Source organism: Streptomyces sp. NPDC093801 (genome assembly GCF_040701585.1).
Lineage (GTDB): Bacteria > Actinomycetota > Actinomycetes > Streptomycetales > Streptomycetaceae > Streptomyces.
In genome coordinates this window covers 53,167-68,744 of record NZ_JBFBDP010000029.1, presented here as the reverse complement: position 1 = coordinate 68,744, position 15,578 = coordinate 53,167, and the positions used below count along the sequence as shown (strand labels likewise).

General features: G+C 71.7%; 14 protein-coding genes. 7 read left to right on the top strand and 7 right to left on the bottom strand.

The features are described from left to right. Positions 1-96: 96 nt before the first annotated feature. From AB0469_RS29880 to AB0469_RS29860, 5 genes are all read left to right on the top strand, one after another. On the top strand, positions 97-858 hold the full coding sequence (locus tag AB0469_RS29880; protein WP_366454561.1) for an isoprenyl transferase: 762 nt from the start codon (positions 97-99) through the stop codon (positions 856-858). 327 nt (positions 859-1,185) lie between these two features. Then, positions 1,186-2,502 carry a PhoH family protein gene (locus AB0469_RS29875; RefSeq protein ID WP_366454560.1) on the top strand — a complete coding sequence of 439 codons (1,317 nt, stop codon included), beginning with the start codon at positions 1,186-1,188 and terminating at the stop codon, positions 2,500-2,502. Between the two features lie 437 nt (positions 2,503-2,939). Next, on the top strand, positions 2,940-3,662 hold the full coding sequence (locus AB0469_RS29870) for a transglycosylase SLT domain-containing protein (RefSeq protein ID WP_366454559.1): 723 nt from the start codon (positions 2,940-2,942) through the stop codon (positions 3,660-3,662). A 119-nt stretch (positions 3,663-3,781) separates the two neighbouring features. Then, a complete protein-coding gene (locus AB0469_RS29865; RefSeq protein WP_366454558.1) occupies positions 3,782-5,104 on the top strand; it encodes an AI-2E family transporter in 1,323 nt (440 codons plus the stop codon). Beyond that, positions 5,101-5,784, top strand: coding sequence for a hypothetical protein (locus AB0469_RS29860; RefSeq protein ID WP_366454557.1), 684 nt, complete (start codon positions 5,101-5,103; stop codon positions 5,782-5,784). The genes AB0469_RS29865 and AB0469_RS29860 overlap by 4 nt, the downstream gene beginning before the upstream one ends. 82 nt (positions 5,785-5,866) lie before the next feature. On the opposite strand, the gene AB0469_RS29855 is transcribed toward AB0469_RS29860, so the two are convergent. Both AB0469_RS29855 and AB0469_RS29850 read right to left on the bottom strand, forming a co-directional pair. Continuing rightward, positions 5,867-6,406 carry an alkyl hydroperoxide reductase gene (locus AB0469_RS29855; RefSeq protein WP_366454556.1) on the bottom strand — a complete coding sequence of 180 codons (540 nt, stop codon included), beginning with the start codon at positions 6,404-6,406 and terminating at the stop codon, positions 5,867-5,869. A 3-nt stretch (positions 6,407-6,409) separates the two neighbouring features. Further along, positions 6,410-6,964: a peroxiredoxin gene (locus AB0469_RS29850; protein ID WP_366454555.1), complete on the bottom strand. Its 555-nt coding sequence runs from the start codon at positions 6,962-6,964 to the stop codon at positions 6,410-6,412. A gap of 135 nt (positions 6,965-7,099) precedes the next feature. On the opposite strand from AB0469_RS29850, the gene AB0469_RS29845 reads away from it, so the two are divergent. Then, positions 7,100-8,047 (top strand): hydrogen peroxide-inducible genes activator, encoded by a 948-nt coding sequence (locus AB0469_RS29845; RefSeq protein WP_366454554.1) that lies wholly within the window; start codon positions 7,100-7,102, stop codon positions 8,045-8,047. Between the two features lie 78 nt (positions 8,048-8,125). On the opposite strand, the gene AB0469_RS29840 is transcribed toward AB0469_RS29845, so the two are convergent. The 5 genes from AB0469_RS29840 to AB0469_RS29820 all read right to left on the bottom strand — a co-directional run bounded on the left by AB0469_RS29840 (position 8,126) and on the right by AB0469_RS29820 (position 13,008). Beyond that, positions 8,126-10,480 (bottom strand): FtsX-like permease family protein, encoded by a 2,355-nt coding sequence (locus tag AB0469_RS29840; RefSeq protein ID WP_366454553.1) that lies wholly within the window; start codon positions 10,478-10,480, stop codon positions 8,126-8,128. Further along, positions 10,477-11,163 (bottom strand): ABC transporter ATP-binding protein, encoded by a 687-nt coding sequence (locus tag AB0469_RS29835; protein WP_366454552.1) that lies wholly within the window; start codon positions 11,161-11,163, stop codon positions 10,477-10,479. Before AB0469_RS29835 ends, AB0469_RS29840 begins: the two co-directional genes overlap by 4 nt. Next, on the bottom strand, positions 11,160-11,684 hold the full coding sequence (locus AB0469_RS29830) for a PadR family transcriptional regulator (RefSeq protein ID WP_366454551.1): 525 nt from the start codon (positions 11,682-11,684) through the stop codon (positions 11,160-11,162). The genes AB0469_RS29835 and AB0469_RS29830 overlap by 4 nt, the downstream gene beginning before the upstream one ends. A gap of 137 nt (positions 11,685-11,821) precedes the next feature. Then, positions 11,822-12,097 carry a hypothetical protein gene (locus AB0469_RS29825; RefSeq protein WP_366454550.1) on the bottom strand — a complete coding sequence of 92 codons (276 nt, stop codon included), beginning with the start codon at positions 12,095-12,097 and terminating at the stop codon, positions 11,822-11,824. Next, positions 12,094-13,008: an SPFH domain-containing protein gene (locus AB0469_RS29820; RefSeq protein ID WP_366454549.1), complete on the bottom strand. Its 915-nt coding sequence runs from the start codon at positions 13,006-13,008 to the stop codon at positions 12,094-12,096. Before AB0469_RS29820 ends, AB0469_RS29825 begins: the two co-directional genes overlap by 4 nt. A 243-nt stretch (positions 13,009-13,251) precedes the next feature. Between AB0469_RS29820 and AB0469_RS29815 the strand changes: the two genes are divergently transcribed. Then, positions 13,252-15,549 (top strand): transglycosylase domain-containing protein, encoded by a 2,298-nt coding sequence (locus AB0469_RS29815; protein WP_366454548.1) that lies wholly within the window; start codon positions 13,252-13,254, stop codon positions 15,547-15,549. Positions 15,550-15,578 lie beyond the last annotated feature (29 nt).

Here is a 15,578-nt window from a genome sequence, read left to right as displayed (position 1 = left end):
GAGTTGGGTACCCGATCCCACCGCGCAGTAATGTGGCGGGGACTCGGGGGAGACCGCAATTCGTACGGGGGCACTGCACGGAGGGGCTGGAAGATCGTGAAGCTGCGCGACCTGGTGTACAAGCTCTATGCACGCCGGGTGGAAGGTCGCCTCGACCATGACGCGTCGCCCAAGCACATCGGCGTCATCCTGGACGGGAACAGGCGCTGGGCCAAGGCGTCCGGAGGTACGACGGAGCAGGGCCACCAGGCCGGCGCCGACAAGATCTCCGAGCTGCTGGGCTGGTGCACCGAGACGGACGTCGAGGTCGTCACGCTGTGGATGCTCTCCACGGACAACCTGGACCGGCCCGAGGCCGAGCTCCGTCCGCTGCTCAACATCATCGAGAACACCGTCCGGGGCCTGGCCGAGGACGGCCGCTGGCGCGTCCACCACGTCGGCAACCTGGACATCCTGCCGTCCCGGACGCAGACCGTGCTGAAGGAGGCCGAGCAGGCCACGCACGACATCGGCGGGATACTGGTCAACGTCGCCGTGGGCTACGGCGGCCGCCAGGAGATCGCGGACGCGGTCCGCTCGCTGCTGCTGGAGCACGCCGAGAAGGGCACCTCCTTCGAGGAGCTCGCCGAGGTCCTGGACATCGACCACATCGCCGAGCACCTCTACACGCGCGGCCAGCCCGACCCCGACCTGGTGATCCGCACCAGCGGCGAGCAGCGGCTCTCCGGGTTCATGCTCTGGCAGAGCGCGCACTCGGAGTACTACTTCTGCGAGGTGTTCTGGCCGGCCTTCCGCAAGGTCGACTTCCTGCGCGCCCTGCGCGACTACGCGGCCCGCCACCGGCGCTACGGCACCTGACCCCGGCGGCCGAAACCCCCTCGGAACCCCTCCGGTCCCACCCTTCCCCCTCGTCAGGCCTTCACCTGGGGTTCACCGAGCGTCCGTCATATGCCATGGCATGGGCGCCCCCGTTCAAGGGCATAAGCCTTGCAGGTCGACGCCCGATCCACGGGTGTCGAGTCTCAGCGGACGGCACAGGGCCGTCCGCCCGGGAGGCCCTTTGCACCAGGACGAGCGTGCGGTTCGCACGGACGGAATGGAGGGCCGGAAAGCGGCCCTGGCACAGGCGCCGTTGACCGGTCCGGTCTTCATGGCCCGACCTCTTCCGAGGGGGTACGTCCTTCCGTGGTGACCAGCACAAAGCGCCGCCTGTCCGACAGGCGGACCTACGTCCTCGACACCAGCGTCCTGCTGGCAGACCCCAACGCGATCTCCCGCTTCGACGAGCACGAGGTCGTGCTCCCGATCGTGGTGATCACCGAGCTGGAGGCGAAGAGGCACCATCCCGAGCTCGGCTACTTCGCCCGTCAGGCCCTGCGCCTGCTCGACGACTTCCGGGTTCGCCACGGCCGCCTCGACGCCCCCATCCCGCTGGGCGATCTGGGCGGAACCCTGCGCGTCGAGCTCAACCACTCCGACCCCGGCGTCCTGCCGGCGGGATTCAGGCAGGGGGACAACGACTCGCGCATCCTGGCGGTCGCCCGCAACCTCCAGGCCGAGGGCTACGACGTCACGGTCGTCTCCAAGGACCTCCCGCTGCGCATCAAGGCCTCGTCCGTGGGTCTGCTCGCCGAGGAGTACCGGGCGGAGCTCGCCATCACCGACGCCGGCTGGACCGGCATGAGCGAGCTGGCCCTCTCCGGGGAGCAGGTGGACCTCCTCTACTCCGAGGAGCGCCTCTACGTGCCGGAGGCGGCGGAACTGCCGGTGCACACCGGCCTGATCCTCCAGTCCGAGCGCGGCAAGGCCCTGGGCCGGGTCACCGCCGACGGCAACGTCAGGCTCGTACGGGGCGACCGCGACGCCTTCGGGCTGCACGGCCGCAGCGCCGAACAGCGCATCGCCCTGGACCTCCTGCTCGACCCGGAGATCGGCATCATCTCGATGGGCGGCCGGGCCGGCACCGGCAAGTCGGCGCTGGCGCTGTGCGCGGGCCTGGAGGCGGTCCTGGAGCGCCGCCAGCACCAGAAGGTGATGGTCTTCCGGCCGCTGTACGCGGTGGGCGGCCAGGACCTCGGCTACCTGCCCGGGGACGCCTCCGAGAAGATGAGCCCCTGGGCGCAGGCGGTGTTCGACACCCTCTCGTCGGTGGCCGGGCGCGAGGTCATCGAGGAGGTGCTGAACCGCGGGATGCTGGAGGTCCTGCCGCTCACGCACATCCGCGGCCGCTCGCTCCACGACGCCTTCGTCATCGTGGACGAGGCGCAGTCCCTGGAACGCAACGTCCTGCTGACCGTTCTGTCCCGTATCGGGTCCAATTCGCGGGTCGTTCTGACCCATGACGTGGCCCAGCGGGACAATCTCCGGGTCGGCCGGTACGACGGAGTGGTCGCCGTCGTTGAGAAGCTGAAGGGGCATCCGCTCTTCGCCCACGTCACGCTCACCCGCTCCGAGCGCTCCCCGATCGCCGCGCTCGTCACGGAGATGCTCGAATCGCTCTGATCGCCCAGGGGGTGCGAGGAGGGCCCGCAAGGGTCAAATCCCCCAGAACGGGACGGTGAGTTGGCGCCGTCCGGCAAAGGTGCAGGAGCCTAGCCGGACGGCGCCCTTCCGCACAGGTCTTTGTCGAAATCAGCGGCGACATGCCTGGTGTGACGTTTCCCACGCAACGTGGAATTGCCTTGCGGCGTCGAGGTCCGGCAGAGTCTGTTTTCCGTCAGGCCCCGCATACGGCACATCTGTATCTCCAGTTGGGGATGCGCGCAGCACCACAACTCCACAGCCGTTGACCGTATGCCGCCCGGTTTCACGCGGCAGCCCCCGCAAGGGAGTTGCCCACGGGCCCGTGTCTCCAGTGACCAGAACACCACGGAGTCCAGTGTCGAAGGGGCACTCTTGCGCCCGCGCGGTCACTGCGGACGCTGCTGGAAGGACACCGTGTGAGCCGGATCTCGGTCCGGGGGTTCGCAGTGGCTTCGGCCACCGCGGTCACCACCGTCGGCGCAGTCGTCGGCGTCGCCACTGGCGATGCCGCCACCTCGAACGACCTCGAGACGACCGCGTCCGGAGCGACGCTCCTCCAGGACATTCCGGTCGGCGAGCAGGCCCAGGTCCAGAGCGGGTCCCTGACCCAGCAGGCCGACGCCATCGCCCACGCCGCCGACGCCGACGCCAAGCGCTCGGCGGAGGAGGCCGCCCGCATCCAGGCCGCCGAGGACGCCAAGTCCAAGAAGGCCGACGCCGAGAAGGCGGAGCAGGAAAAGAAGGACGCGGACGCCAAGAAGCTCAAGGACGAGCGCGACGCCGCCGAGGGCATCGCCAGCCGCTCGGCCACGCGCGACGCCGGCGACTTCCCGGTCCAGGGCTCCTACACGATCGCCCAGGTCAAGGACATCGCCCGGCAGCTGGTCCCCTCGGGCCAGTTCCAGTGCTTCTCCAACATCATCAACGAGGAATCGACCTGGAACTACCAGGCCGTGAACTCCTCTTCGGGCGCCTACGGCCTGGTCCAGGCGCTCCCCGGTTCGAAGATGGCCTCGGCCGGCTCGGACTGGCGTACCAACCCGGCCACGCAGATCAAGTGGGGCCTGGGCTACATGAACGAGCGCTACGGCAGCCCCTGCAGCGCCTGGAGCTTCCACCAGGCCAACGGCTGGTACTAGAGGCCGGGCGGAGACGCCCGCGCACAACCTCGGGGAACCCCACACCGTCCTACGGTGTGGGGTTCCGCGCGTGTACGGTCGTGCGAGGTCTGACCGCAGGGCGGGGGGAAAGGAACGACATGGCGAAGAGGACGGGCTGGCTCGGCCGGCTCGGCAGAGGGCTGAGCAGGATGGAGGCGCGCCTGGACGAGCGGCGGGCGGAGGTCGAGGCGGAGGCCTCGGTCGACGTCGAGCCGCAGGCGGTCCCGGACTCCGAGGCGCAGGCCCCCGCCGCGGCCCCGTTCGAGGAGCTCCCGCCGCCGGTGCGGCCCGACCCCGCGGCCGTCATCCCGTGGGGGGTGCGCGTCGCCGCCGAGGCCAGCTGGCGGCTGCTCCTGCTCGCCGGGATGGTCTGGGTGCTGATGAAGGTGATCAGCGAGGTCCGCCTGGTCGTCCTCGCCTTCGCCGCCGCCCTGCTCGTCACCGCCCTGCTCCAGCCGTTCGTGGTCCGGCTGCGCCGGATCGGCCTGCCGCGCGGCCTGGCCACCGCCGTCACCGCGATCCTCGGCTTCGTCGTCATCGGGCTGGTCGGCTGGTTCGTGGTCTGGCAGGTCATGGAGAACCTCGACGACCTCTCCAACCGGCTGCGCGAGGGCATCAACGAACTCAAGAGCTGGGCACTGGACAGTCCGTTCCACGTGACCGAGAAGCAGATCAACGACATCGCGAAGAACCTCAGCGAGACCATCGGCACCAACACCGAGGAGATCACCTCTGCCGGCCTCCAGGGCGTGACGGTGCTCGTCGAGGTACTCACGGGCATGCTCCTCGCGATGTTCTCGACGCTGTTCCTGCTCTACGACGGCCAGAAGATCTGGAACTGGGTGCTCGGCCTGGTCCCGTCCCCCGCCCGCCCCGGCGTCGCCGGCGCCGGTCCGCGGGCCTGGCGCACGCTGACCGCGTACGTGCGCGGCACGGTCCTCGTCGCGCTGATCGACGCCGTCTTCATCGGCCTCGGCCTGTACTTCCTCAAGGTGCCGATGGCGGTCCCGCTGGCCGTGTTCATCTTCCTCTTCGCCTTCATCCCGCTCGTCGGCGCGGTGGTCTCCGGCGCCCTCGCGGTGGTCGTGGCCCTGGTGACCCAGGGACCCTTCACCGCGCTGATGGTGCTGCTCGTGGTCCTGGCCGTACAGCAGATCGAGGGGCACGTGCTCCAGCCCTTCATCCTGGGCCGGGCCGTACGGGTCCACCCGCTCGCCGTGGTGCTGTCGGTCGCGGCCGGCGGGATGATCGCCGGCATCGGGGGCGCGGTGGTTGCCGTGCCGCTGGTCGCCGTCACCAACACCGTGGTCGTCTACCTGCGCGCGTACTCCCGCGAACGCCGCCTCACCCCCGGCGCGGCCGGTCCCGGACCGCACGGCTCCACGGCGGCGCTGTCGTCCCCGTGGGAGGGCGGGGAGTGATCGGCGAGCCCGAGCTCGAAGGAGCGTGGGCTGCGGACGTGCCCGCCGGCACCGCCGGCAGCGCCGAGCGGGACGTGCCCGCCCGGTCCTTACGGGCGGCCCCCTGGCGCTGGGCGCTGGGCGGGGCGGTCGCGGCCTCGGCGGTGTTCGCCGGCGCCCTGGTCGTGCAGGAACGTTACGTCGTGGCCGGGCCCCCGATCCGCTACCGGCACAGCGAGCAGCTGTGCACGGAGACCCCGCTGAAGGCGGTCGGTGCCGCCCTCGGCAGCCTGGGCGTGGGCATGCCCAGCCATGGGGAGGGGCCCGCGCTGGACTGGTCGTACTGCTTCGCCGCCGGGGCCAGGGGCGAGCAGGAGTTCAGCCATGAGGCCGAGGTGCTGGTCGAGCTGCACAAGAAGGCCGACCCCGAGACGGAGTTCGGCGCGGATCCGATGCTGGACCCGTTCGGGAGCTCGCCGTCCACCGAGGCCGAGCGGGTGTCCGGGCTGGGCGAGCGGGCGCTGTTCTCGGGCGGGGTGCAGGCGCCCCGGCTCCAGGTGCTCGACGGCGGGGCGGTCTTCACCGTCACCGTCCACTGGTGGGGCCGCCGGGACGGCGGCGCCAGTGACGTCGACGGGGACGCCGTCAAGGCGGCGATGGTCGAGGACGCGCGGGCCCTGATGGCCCGGCTCGGGACGTAGCCCCCGCGCACGCACCGCGCCCCCGCGGCCGGGAAGGCCGCGGGGGCGCGGAGGGGCGCACGGGGTCCACCCGTACGGGCGACTACTCGGCGGCCAGGGCCGCTTCGGCGTCGAGGGTGACGGCGACGGCCTGGATCACCGAGGCGATCTTGAAGGCCTCCTGGACCGTCTCGCGGTCCACGCCCGCCTTGCGCAGGACCTGCTCGTGCGAGTCCAGGCACTGGCCGCAGCCGTTGATGGCGGAGACCGCGAGCGACCAGAGCTCGAAGTCCACCTTCTCCACGCCCGGGTTGCCGATGACGTTCATCCGCAGGCCCGCGCGCAGCGTGCCGTACTCCGGGTCGGAGAGCAGGTGCCGGGTCCGGTAGAAGACGTTGTTCATCGCCATGACCGCGGCGGCGGACTTGGCGGCGGCGTACGCCTCCGGGGACAGTGCGGCCTTCGCCTCGGGCTCCAGCTCACGCAGGACGCGCGGGGAGCGGGCGGCGATCGCGCAGGACAGGACGGTGCCCCACAGCTGCTGCTGGGTGAGGGTGTCCTGGTTGCCGATGACCGAGCCGAGGTTCAGCTTCAGGTCCTTGGCGAAGTCCGGTATGGCGGACTTGAGGGTGTCGAGGGACATCCGTCACTCACCGGCCAGCAGGGCGCCGGCGTTCAGGGTGTCGTCGCCCTTGTTCCAGTTGCAGGGGCACAGCTCGTCGGTCTGCAGGGCGTCGAGGACCCGCAGGACCTCCTTGGGGTTACGGCCCACGGAACCGGCGGTCACCATCGAGAACTGGATCTCGTTGTTCGGGTCCACGACGAACACGGCGCGCTGCGCGAAGCCGTCCTCGCCCTGGATGCCGCAGGCCTGCATCAGCTCGTGCTTGGAGTCGGCCAGCATCGGGAAGGGCAGGTCGCGCAGGTCGGCGTGGTCCTTGCGCCAGGCGTGGTGGACGTACTCGGAGTCGCCGGAGACGCCGAGGATCTGGGCGTCGCGGTCGAGGAACTCGTCGTTCAGCTTGCCGAACGCGGCGATCTCGGTGGGGCACACGAAGGTGAAGTCAGCAGGCCAGAAGAAGACGACGCGCCACTTGCCCTCGTAGGTCTTCTGGTCGATCTGCGCGAACTCCTTGCCGGCTTCGAGCGAGACGCAGGCGGTCAGGTCGTAGCTGGGGAACTTGTCACCGACAGTGAGCACGAACTCTCCTTGCGGAATGGAAAGTGACCCTTTTGGGGGCTTTCCGAGGGGGTTGGACTGATCTCACATGCTGGCACAGCTGCATTGATTAGGGAAATAGCTAGTCTTGTGGTGGGTGATCGGAGGTACCTATCAGTGGCTGTGAGTAGTAGAGGACAGAAGCAGCCGACGCTGGCGCAGCTGCGCGCCTTCGCGGCGGTCGCGGAGCACCTGCACTTCCGGGACGCCGCCGCGGCGATCGGGATGAGCCAGCCCGCGCTCTCCGGGGCCGTCTCCGCGCTGGAGGAGGCCCTCGGGGTGCAGCTGCTGGAGCGCACCACCCGCAAGGTGCTGCTCTCCCCGGCGGGCGAGCGGATCGCGGTCCGGGCGCGGGGCGTGCTCGACGCGCTGGGCGGGCTGCTGGAGGAGGCCGAGGCGGTCCGGGCCCCCTTCACCGGCGTGCTGCGCCTCGGGGTCATCCCGACCGTGGCCCCGTACCTGCTGCCGACCGTGCTCGGGCTCTTCCACCGGCGCTACCCGCGCATGGACCTCCAGGTCCACGAGGAGCAGACGGCCTCCCTGCTGGAGGGGCTGGCCGCCGGACGCCTGGACCTGCTGCTGCTCGCGGTGCCGCTGGGCGTGCCGGGTGTGAGCGAACTGCCCCTCTTCGACGAGGACTTCGTGCTGCTGGCCCCCCGCGAGCACCCGCTGGCCGGCCGCAGGGACATCCCGCGCGAGGAACTGCGGGGGCTCCAGCTGCTGTTGCTGGACGAGGGGCACTGCCTGCGCGACCAGGCCCTGGACATCTGCCGGGAGGCCGGGCGCACCGCCGGCGCGGACGTCACCACCACCGCCGCCGGGCTCTCCACGCTGGTCCAGCTGGTCGCCGGCGGACTCGGGGTGACGCTGCTGCCGCGCACCGCGCTGCGGCTGGAGACGGCCCGCAACGAGGCCTTGGCCACGGGGTACTTCGCCGAGCCGGCCCCCTCGCGGCGGATCGCGCTGGCCATGCGGACCGGGACCGCCCGCCAGGAGGAGTTCCGGGCCATCGCGGGCGCCCTGCGCGAGGCGGTGCGCCCGCTCCCGGTGTGGCCCACCGACTGAGCGGCGGGCCCCGGAGGGAGCGGGCGCGGCCGCGCCCGCACGGGTGGGGTCGCCCCCCCCCCCGCACGGGTGCGGGGGTCACTCCGTGCGCAGGCCGTCCGGACGCATCAGGCGCAGCAGGGGCGGCAGGCTCAGCAGGGTGACCAGGGCGACCACGCCCGCGCCGGCCCCGGCCAGGGACAGCACGGAGACCCAGTCCACGTGCACCGGCCGGCCCGCGACCCACAGCAGGGCCGATCCGAGGGCGAGGCCCGTACCGGTCGCCAGCGACAGCCCGAGCGCGATCGGCAGGGCCGTCTGCCACAGCACGGACAGCCCCAGTGTGCCCCGCGGGGTGCCGAAGGCGACCAGCGCGGCCAGCAGGCGCCGCCGCTCGCGCAGCTGCTCCAGCTGCGACACCAGCAGGCTCGTGCCGATGAGCGCCAGCAGACCCGCGGCGCCGAAGAAGAGCCCGGTCCGGATCGTCGCGTACGAGGTGTCCTCCGTACTCCCGCTCAGGGTCGTCGCCGTCGCGAGGGGCTCCGCCCTGAACACCGCGGTGCGGATCCGGTCGAGGGCGTCGGGCCGGGACCCGTCGGTCTGGAGGTAGACCTGGGCGGACGGCCAGCTGCCCATGTCGCGGGGGGCGGCCGAAGGGGTGACGAGCAGTCCCTCGCGGAGGTTGCCCGCCGGGTCCGGGACGGGCCGCACCGTGCGGGCGCCCGCGGGGACGGTCCACTCGACGGGCTTCTGCTCGGGCAGTTCCCGGGCGCCGTACGAGGTGATGTTGCCCGCGTAGAGCCGCTCGCCGGGTGCGGGGGCCAGCGGTTCACCGGTGGGGGACAGGCCGCCGCCCGACAGGACGAAGGCGTCGCCCTCGGCGCAGGCCCCGATGTCGGCGACCTCCCGCAGCGCGTCGCAGGTGCCGACGGTCCCGCGGATGGTCTCGCCGTCGGCCGGTGTGCTGCGCGCCGCCTGGAAGTCGGTCAGCGGGACGGCGCGGACGACGCCCGGAGCCGCGGCGAGCTCCCCGGCGAGCGCTTCGAGGCGGGATTCGGTGCCCATGTGCATCACGACGGACACGGCCGCGCGGCCGGGGTCCTGACCGGTGGGCCGCTCGTAGTCCTCTTCGACGCCCGTGAAGACCATCTGGAGGGCGATGGCCCCGGCCACCGCCACCGCGATCCCGTTGACCATGCGCGCGGCGCCGCCGCTGTCGACCTGGAGCCGGCGGACGGCCAGCTGCCAGGAGACCGGTCCGCCCGAGAGCCGGCCGACGACCCGTTCCAGCAGCCACGGCAGCAGGACGGTGACGGCGACCAGCAGCAGCAGTACGCCGCCGCCGGCCTGCCACCGGTCGAACCCGCGGTGCCCTTCGCTCCTCCTGCCCAGCGGGATGAGCAGGCCGAGCCCGGCCAGGGGCAGCAGCAGCCGCCACCAGACGCGGCGCCGGCGCGGCGCGGCCGTCCGTGCGACGCCCAGCGGCTCGATGACCACCCGCCGCAGGGCGGGGACGGTGACGGCCACGGCGGCCGCCGGGACGGCCAGCGCCACGAGCAGGAGCAGCCACGGCGAGGGGTGCAGGTCCTGCGGGAAGACGCTGCGCTCCCGGAAGGACAGGGATCCCACGAGGCCGCGGCCGGCCAGGAAGAAGCCGGCGCCGAGCACCAGCCCGACCAGCGCCCCGGACAGGGCCTCGCCGGCCGCGATCCGGCGGACCGTGCGGCCGTCGGCGCCCACCAGGCGCAGCGCGGCGAGCCGCTGGTCGCGCCGCTCCCCGCCGAAGCGGACGGCGGCGGCGATGAAGACGGCGACGGGCGCCAGCAGCGCCACGAAGGCCAGGACGACCAGCAGCATCAGCACCGGGTCGGGGTCCCGGGGCTCCGGATCCCCCGCGAAGGCGGTGATCCGCTGGACCCGGTGCTCGCCCGGTCCCCCCTTCCGGAGGGAGTCGCCGCCCAGGTAGAAGAGGAGTTCGGCCGGGCCGGTCAGGCCCCGGTCGGCGACGGTCGCGGTGATCCGGGCGCCGAGGCGCTCGCGCAGCTCCGCCCCCTCGGAGGAGGCCAGCAGCCTCTCCAGGGCGGGGGAGACCGCCATCTCGCCGGCCTTCGGGAGGGACTTCAGCCCCGGCGGGACGGGCGCGTCGGGGCCCTCCGCGCGCAGCATCAGGCCGCTGATCTCCTGCCGCTGGTACGTCTGGTCGACGCGGGCGACCAGCAGGGTGCCCCGGCCGGGGGCGTCGGCCGTGGTGGCGCCCAGGAGGGAGCGGGCGTCCTCGCGCTCGTGGCGGGCGGTCAGCGCCCCCGGCACGGCGGTGCCGATCAGCAGCAGTGCGACGCCGAGGCCCACGCCCACGCCGGTGAGCAGCGTGCGGGTCCAGCCCCGGCGTCCGCCGCCGAAGGCGAAGCGGGCCCCGAGCGCGAGGTCCCGGGCCCAGGTCCGGAGGATGTTCACAGGGCGTGCTCCATGTCCCGCGACCGTCCGTCGCGCACGACGATCTCCCGGTCGGAATAGGCGGCCACCCGCGTCTCGTGGGTCACCAGGACGACGGCGGCGCTCGCGGCCCGGGCGGCCTCGGTGAGCAGCTGCATCACCAGTTCGCCGTTGAGGGAGTCCAGGGCGCCGGTGGGCTCGTCCGCGAAGACCACCCGGGGCCGGGTGACCAGGGCGCGGGCCACGGCCACGCGCTGGCCCTGGCCGCCGCTGACCTCGCCGGGGCGCTGGGCGCCGATGTCCTCGACCTGGAGCCGCTCCATCCAGCCCAGGGCGGTCGCCTCGGCCTCCCTGCGCCGGACGCCGGCCAGGCGCAGCGGCAGGGCGACGTTCTCCACGCAGGTCAGCTCGGGGACGAGCTGACCGAACTGGAAGACGAAGCCGAACTGGCTGCGGCGCAGGGCGCTGCGCTCGGCGTCGCCCATCGCGGTCAGGTCGCGGCCGTCGTAGGTGACGGTTCCGGAGTCGGGCGCGACGATCCCGGCGAGGCAGTGCAGGAGCGTGGACTTGCCGGAGCCGGAGGGGCCCATGACGGCGACGACCTCGCCGGGGTGGATGGAGAAGTCGGCGCCGTCGAGGGCCTTGGCGGTGCCGTACGCCTTGCGCAGGCCGGTGCCTATGAGGAGGGATCCCGCCGGGGTCATCGGCGCACCTCCCGGGCGAGCTGGTCCAGGCGGGCCGAGGTGAGTTCGAGCCAGCGCAGGTCGGCCTCCAGGTGGAACAGGGCGTGGTCGCAGACCAGCTGGTCGGCGAGGTCGCCCTTGCGCTTGCGCTGCGTCAGGATGCGCATCAGGCGCAGGTGTTCGGCGCGCTGGGTGTCCAGCAGGCCGTTCGCGCTGCGGCCGGTGAGCAGCGCGAGGACCACCTTCGTGTAGAGCGTGGACTGGAGGTAGGGCTCGGGCTTCTCGGGTTCGGCGAGCCAGTGCTCGACGTCGGTGATCCCGGCGTCGGTGATGGCGTACCGCTTGCGGTCGGGACCGCCGCCGCTCTCGATCCCGTCGACCTCCACGAGGCCGTTCTTCAGGAGGCGGGACATGGTCGAGTAGACCTGCCCGTAGGCGAGGGGCCGGTCGTGGCCGAAGGTTTCGTCGAAGGCGCGCTTGAGGTCGTAGCCGTGGCGCGGGCCGGCCTCCAGGAGGCCGAGCAGGGTGTGGCCGATGGACATGGCGGCGACTATACACGGGGTGTATACGCATGGTGTATAGATCTCGGGCCGATTCGTTTCCGCAGGTGGGGGCGAGGGTGGACGTAAAGGGGCCCGGGCGCGGGGTCGCGCCCGGGCCCGGAGCCGGGGTGGGACGGTCAGGCGTCCCGGTTGGTGCGGGGGCGGCCGCGGGGCGGGATCGGGGCGGCGCCGCCCGGGAGGCGGCCGGACTCGGACAGGGCCCGGCGGAGCAGGAACTCGATCTGCGCGTTCGCGCTGCGCAGCTCCTCGCCGGCCCAGCGCGCCAGGGCGTCGTACACCTGCGGGTCGAGCCGCAGCAGCACCTGCTTGCGCGCCTGCCGCCCGGCCCGGGCGGGCTTGGGCTCGCCCGCCGGGTCCGCGTCCTCGGGCCGGGGGCCGCCGACGGGGGTCACTGGTAGAGGGTGCCCGTGTTGACGACCGGCTGGGCCGCGCGGTCGCCGCAGAGGACCACCATCAGGTTGGAGACCATGGCGGCCTTGCGCTCCGGGTCCAGGTCCACGATCTCCTCCTCGGCCAGCCGGGTCAGGGCGAGCTCCACCATGCCCACCGCACCCTCGACGATCTGCTTGCGGGCCGCCACGACCGCACCGGCCTGCTGGCGCTGGAGCATCGCGGAGGCGATCTCCGGAGCGTACGCGAGGTGGGTGAACCGGGACTCTATGATCTCCACCCCCGCCGCATCGACCCGCAGGGCCAGCTCGGCCGCGAGCTTCTCGGTGATCTCCTCGGCGTTGCCGCGCAGCGACAGGCCGCCCTCGTCGTGGGCGTCGTAGGGGTACTCGATCGCGATGTGCCGGACGGCGGCCTCGGTCTGCGTCTCGACGAACTCCGTGAAGTCCTCGACCTCGAAGACCGCCCGCGCGGTGTCGGCGACCCGCCACACCACGACCGCCGCCAGCTCGATCGGGTTGCCGTAGGCGTCGTTGACCTTCAGGACCGCCGTCTCGTGGTTGCGGACGCGGGTGGAGATCCTCTCGCGCGAGGTCAGGGGGTTGACCCAGCGCAGCCCGTCCGTGCGGATGGTGCCCCGGTAGCGCCCGAAGAGCTGGACCACGCGCGCCTCGCCCGGAGCCACCGTGTTCAGCCCGCTCATGGCCAGCAGGGAGGCCAGCACCAGCAGGATGCCGAGCGGGATCAGGGCCGCCTTCGTCGCCGTCGCGGCCGCCGAAGCGCCGAGGGCGATCAGGCCCGCCCCGGCCACCGCCCCCACCAGCCCCGACAGCAGCGCGAGCCCGCCGCCGACGCTGTTCGCCACGAACTCCCGTACATCGACCGGTCGTTCGTCCGTCACCGTGGCTGTCATGGATTACCCCCGTTTGGTCGCTCGCGTCCGGTCGTGGCCGACCAGAACGTCTAGCAAAGTGATATCACTTTTTGCGGTGACCGCAACCCTTCCGGCATCGTGGGCGTCGGTTCCATTGGAGTGGGTGCTGATTCTCACGTCCGAATTGACCGGTATTGATCAGGGTTAGTCAACCTTTGTCACAGCCTGCGGTGTTAGTTTTCTGAGCTGACGTCGGGGGGGTAATCGAGCGGAGCGGGAGCGATGGGCCGAGCAGATGCGCGACGGGCGCAGCAACAGCGCGGTGGGCGGAAGGCGCCGACCGGCCGTGCCGCCGGGCGCGCGGGCAAGCCGACCGGGAAGAAGCGCGGCGGCATACGTCGCTTCTTCACCTGGAAGACGATCCTCGGGACCTTCCTCGGCGGGATCCTGCTCCTCATAGCCGGCGCGGTCGCCCTCTACTTCTCGGTGGACGAGCCGACCGACCCGAACAAGACCGCGGTCCTCCAGAGCAACACCTACAAGTGGGCCGACGGCTCGGTCATGGCCCGCACGGGCAAGATGAACCGCGAGATCGTCTCGATCGACAAGATCCCGGAGGACGTCCGGACGGCGTTCATCGCGATCGAGAACAAGACGTTCTACAAGGACCGGGGCGTCGACTTCATGGGCGTGGCGCGCGGTGTCTTCAACACCGTGCGCGGCAAGGGCACGGCCGGCGGTTCGACGATCACCCAGCAGTACGTCAAGAACTACTACCTGACCCAGGACCAGTCGGCCACCCGCAAGCTCCGGGAGCTGGTGATCTCCCTCAAGGTCGACCAGCGCATGGAGAAGGACGACATCCTCGCCGGCTACCTGAACACCAACTTCTACGGCCGCAACGCCTACGGCATCCAGGCCGCGGCCCAGGCCTACTACGGTGTGGACTCCAACAAGCTGACCCTGGAGCAGGGCGCCTACCTGGCCGCCGTCATCCAGGCCCCCAGCCAGTACGACTGGGCCACCGCGGGCCCCAACGGCAAGAGGCTGGCCCTGATCCGCTTCAACGCCGTCCTCGACAACATGGTCGAGATGGGCAAGCTCGACAAGGCCAAGCGCGACACCCTGAAGTTCCAGGAGCCCATCAAGCCCAAGCCGCAGCCCGGCATGGACGGCCAGAAGGGCTACCTGATGCAGGCCGCCAGGGCGGAGATGAGCCGCCAGGGCATCAAGGAGGCCGACATCGCGGCCGGCGGCTGGACGATCACCCTCAACATCGACAAGAAGAAGCAGGCCGCGCTGGAGAAGGCCGTCGACGAGGAACTGGAGTCCAAGCTCGACCGCAAGAACGTCAAGGACCGCCCCCAGGACCAGAGCGTCCAGGCCGGCGCCACCTCCGTGGACGCCAAGACGGGGCACATCGTCGCCATGTACGGCGGCGTGGGCCTGACCGAGAAGGCCGAGAGCAACGCCCTGCGCACCGACTACCAGCCGGGCTCCACCTTCAAGCCGGTCGTACTGGCCACCGCCCTGGAGACCGGGGCGAAGACCCAGGACGGCCGTCCGATCACCCCGAACGCCCTCTACGACGGCACCAGCAAGCGCCCCGTGGTCGGCAGCGACACGCCCTTCGCCCCGCAGAACCAGGACGACATCAACTACGGCGACCCGATGCTCACGGTCCAGGAGGCCACCAACTCCTCCGTGAACTCGGTGTACGCCCAGATGATCGTGGACGCCAAGCCGCAGGAGGTGAAGAAGACCGCCATCGCCCTCGGCATGAAGGACCGTGAGGGCTGGCCGGCCGACAAGCCCGCCATGTCGCTCGGCACCATGAGCGCCAACACCGTGGAGATGGCCGGCGTCTACGCCACCTTCGGCAACCACGGCAAGAAGGTCACCCCGACCATCGTCAAGAGCGCCGAGCACGTGGGCGCCGACTACAAGCCGACGAGCCCCTTCGGTGCCCAGGTCCTCAAGAGCGAGACCGCCGACACCGTCACCAAGGTCCTGACCGGCGTGGTCCAGGACGGCTCCGGCAAGGCCGTGCGCAGCGACGCCTACCAGGCCGCGGGCAAGACCGGTACCACCGAGTCCAACGTGGCCGCCTGGTTCACCGGCTACACCCCGGAGCTCGTCACCGTCGTCGCGATGTTCGGCGAGGACCCCAACTCGCACGGCCAGGTCACCCTGACCGGTACGGCCGGCAAGGGCCGTGCGGGCGGTTCCAGCTTCCCCGCGCAGATCTGGCAGGCCTACACCCTGGCCGCGCTCAAGGGCGTCACCACGGGCGAGTTCGACCTGTCGGACGCCAAGATGGGCACCCCGGTCGGCCCGACCCGCACCGCCGTCCCCTCCAGCGGTCCCTCCGGCTCCGTCAGCCCCTCGCCGACCAGCTCCGGCACCCGCCCGACGGGCACCCCGGACCCCTCCGGCAGCGGCAGCGGCAAGCCCGACCCGACCCCGCCGACGAAGGGCCCGACGCCGCCGACGAAGGGCCCGACCCCGCCGACGGGCGACCCGCAGCCGCCGACGAAGAAGCCGACGCCGCCGGCGCCCGGCCCGGACCTGTTGCAGTAGGCACGAGAACACCGCCGCCCCGCAGCGAG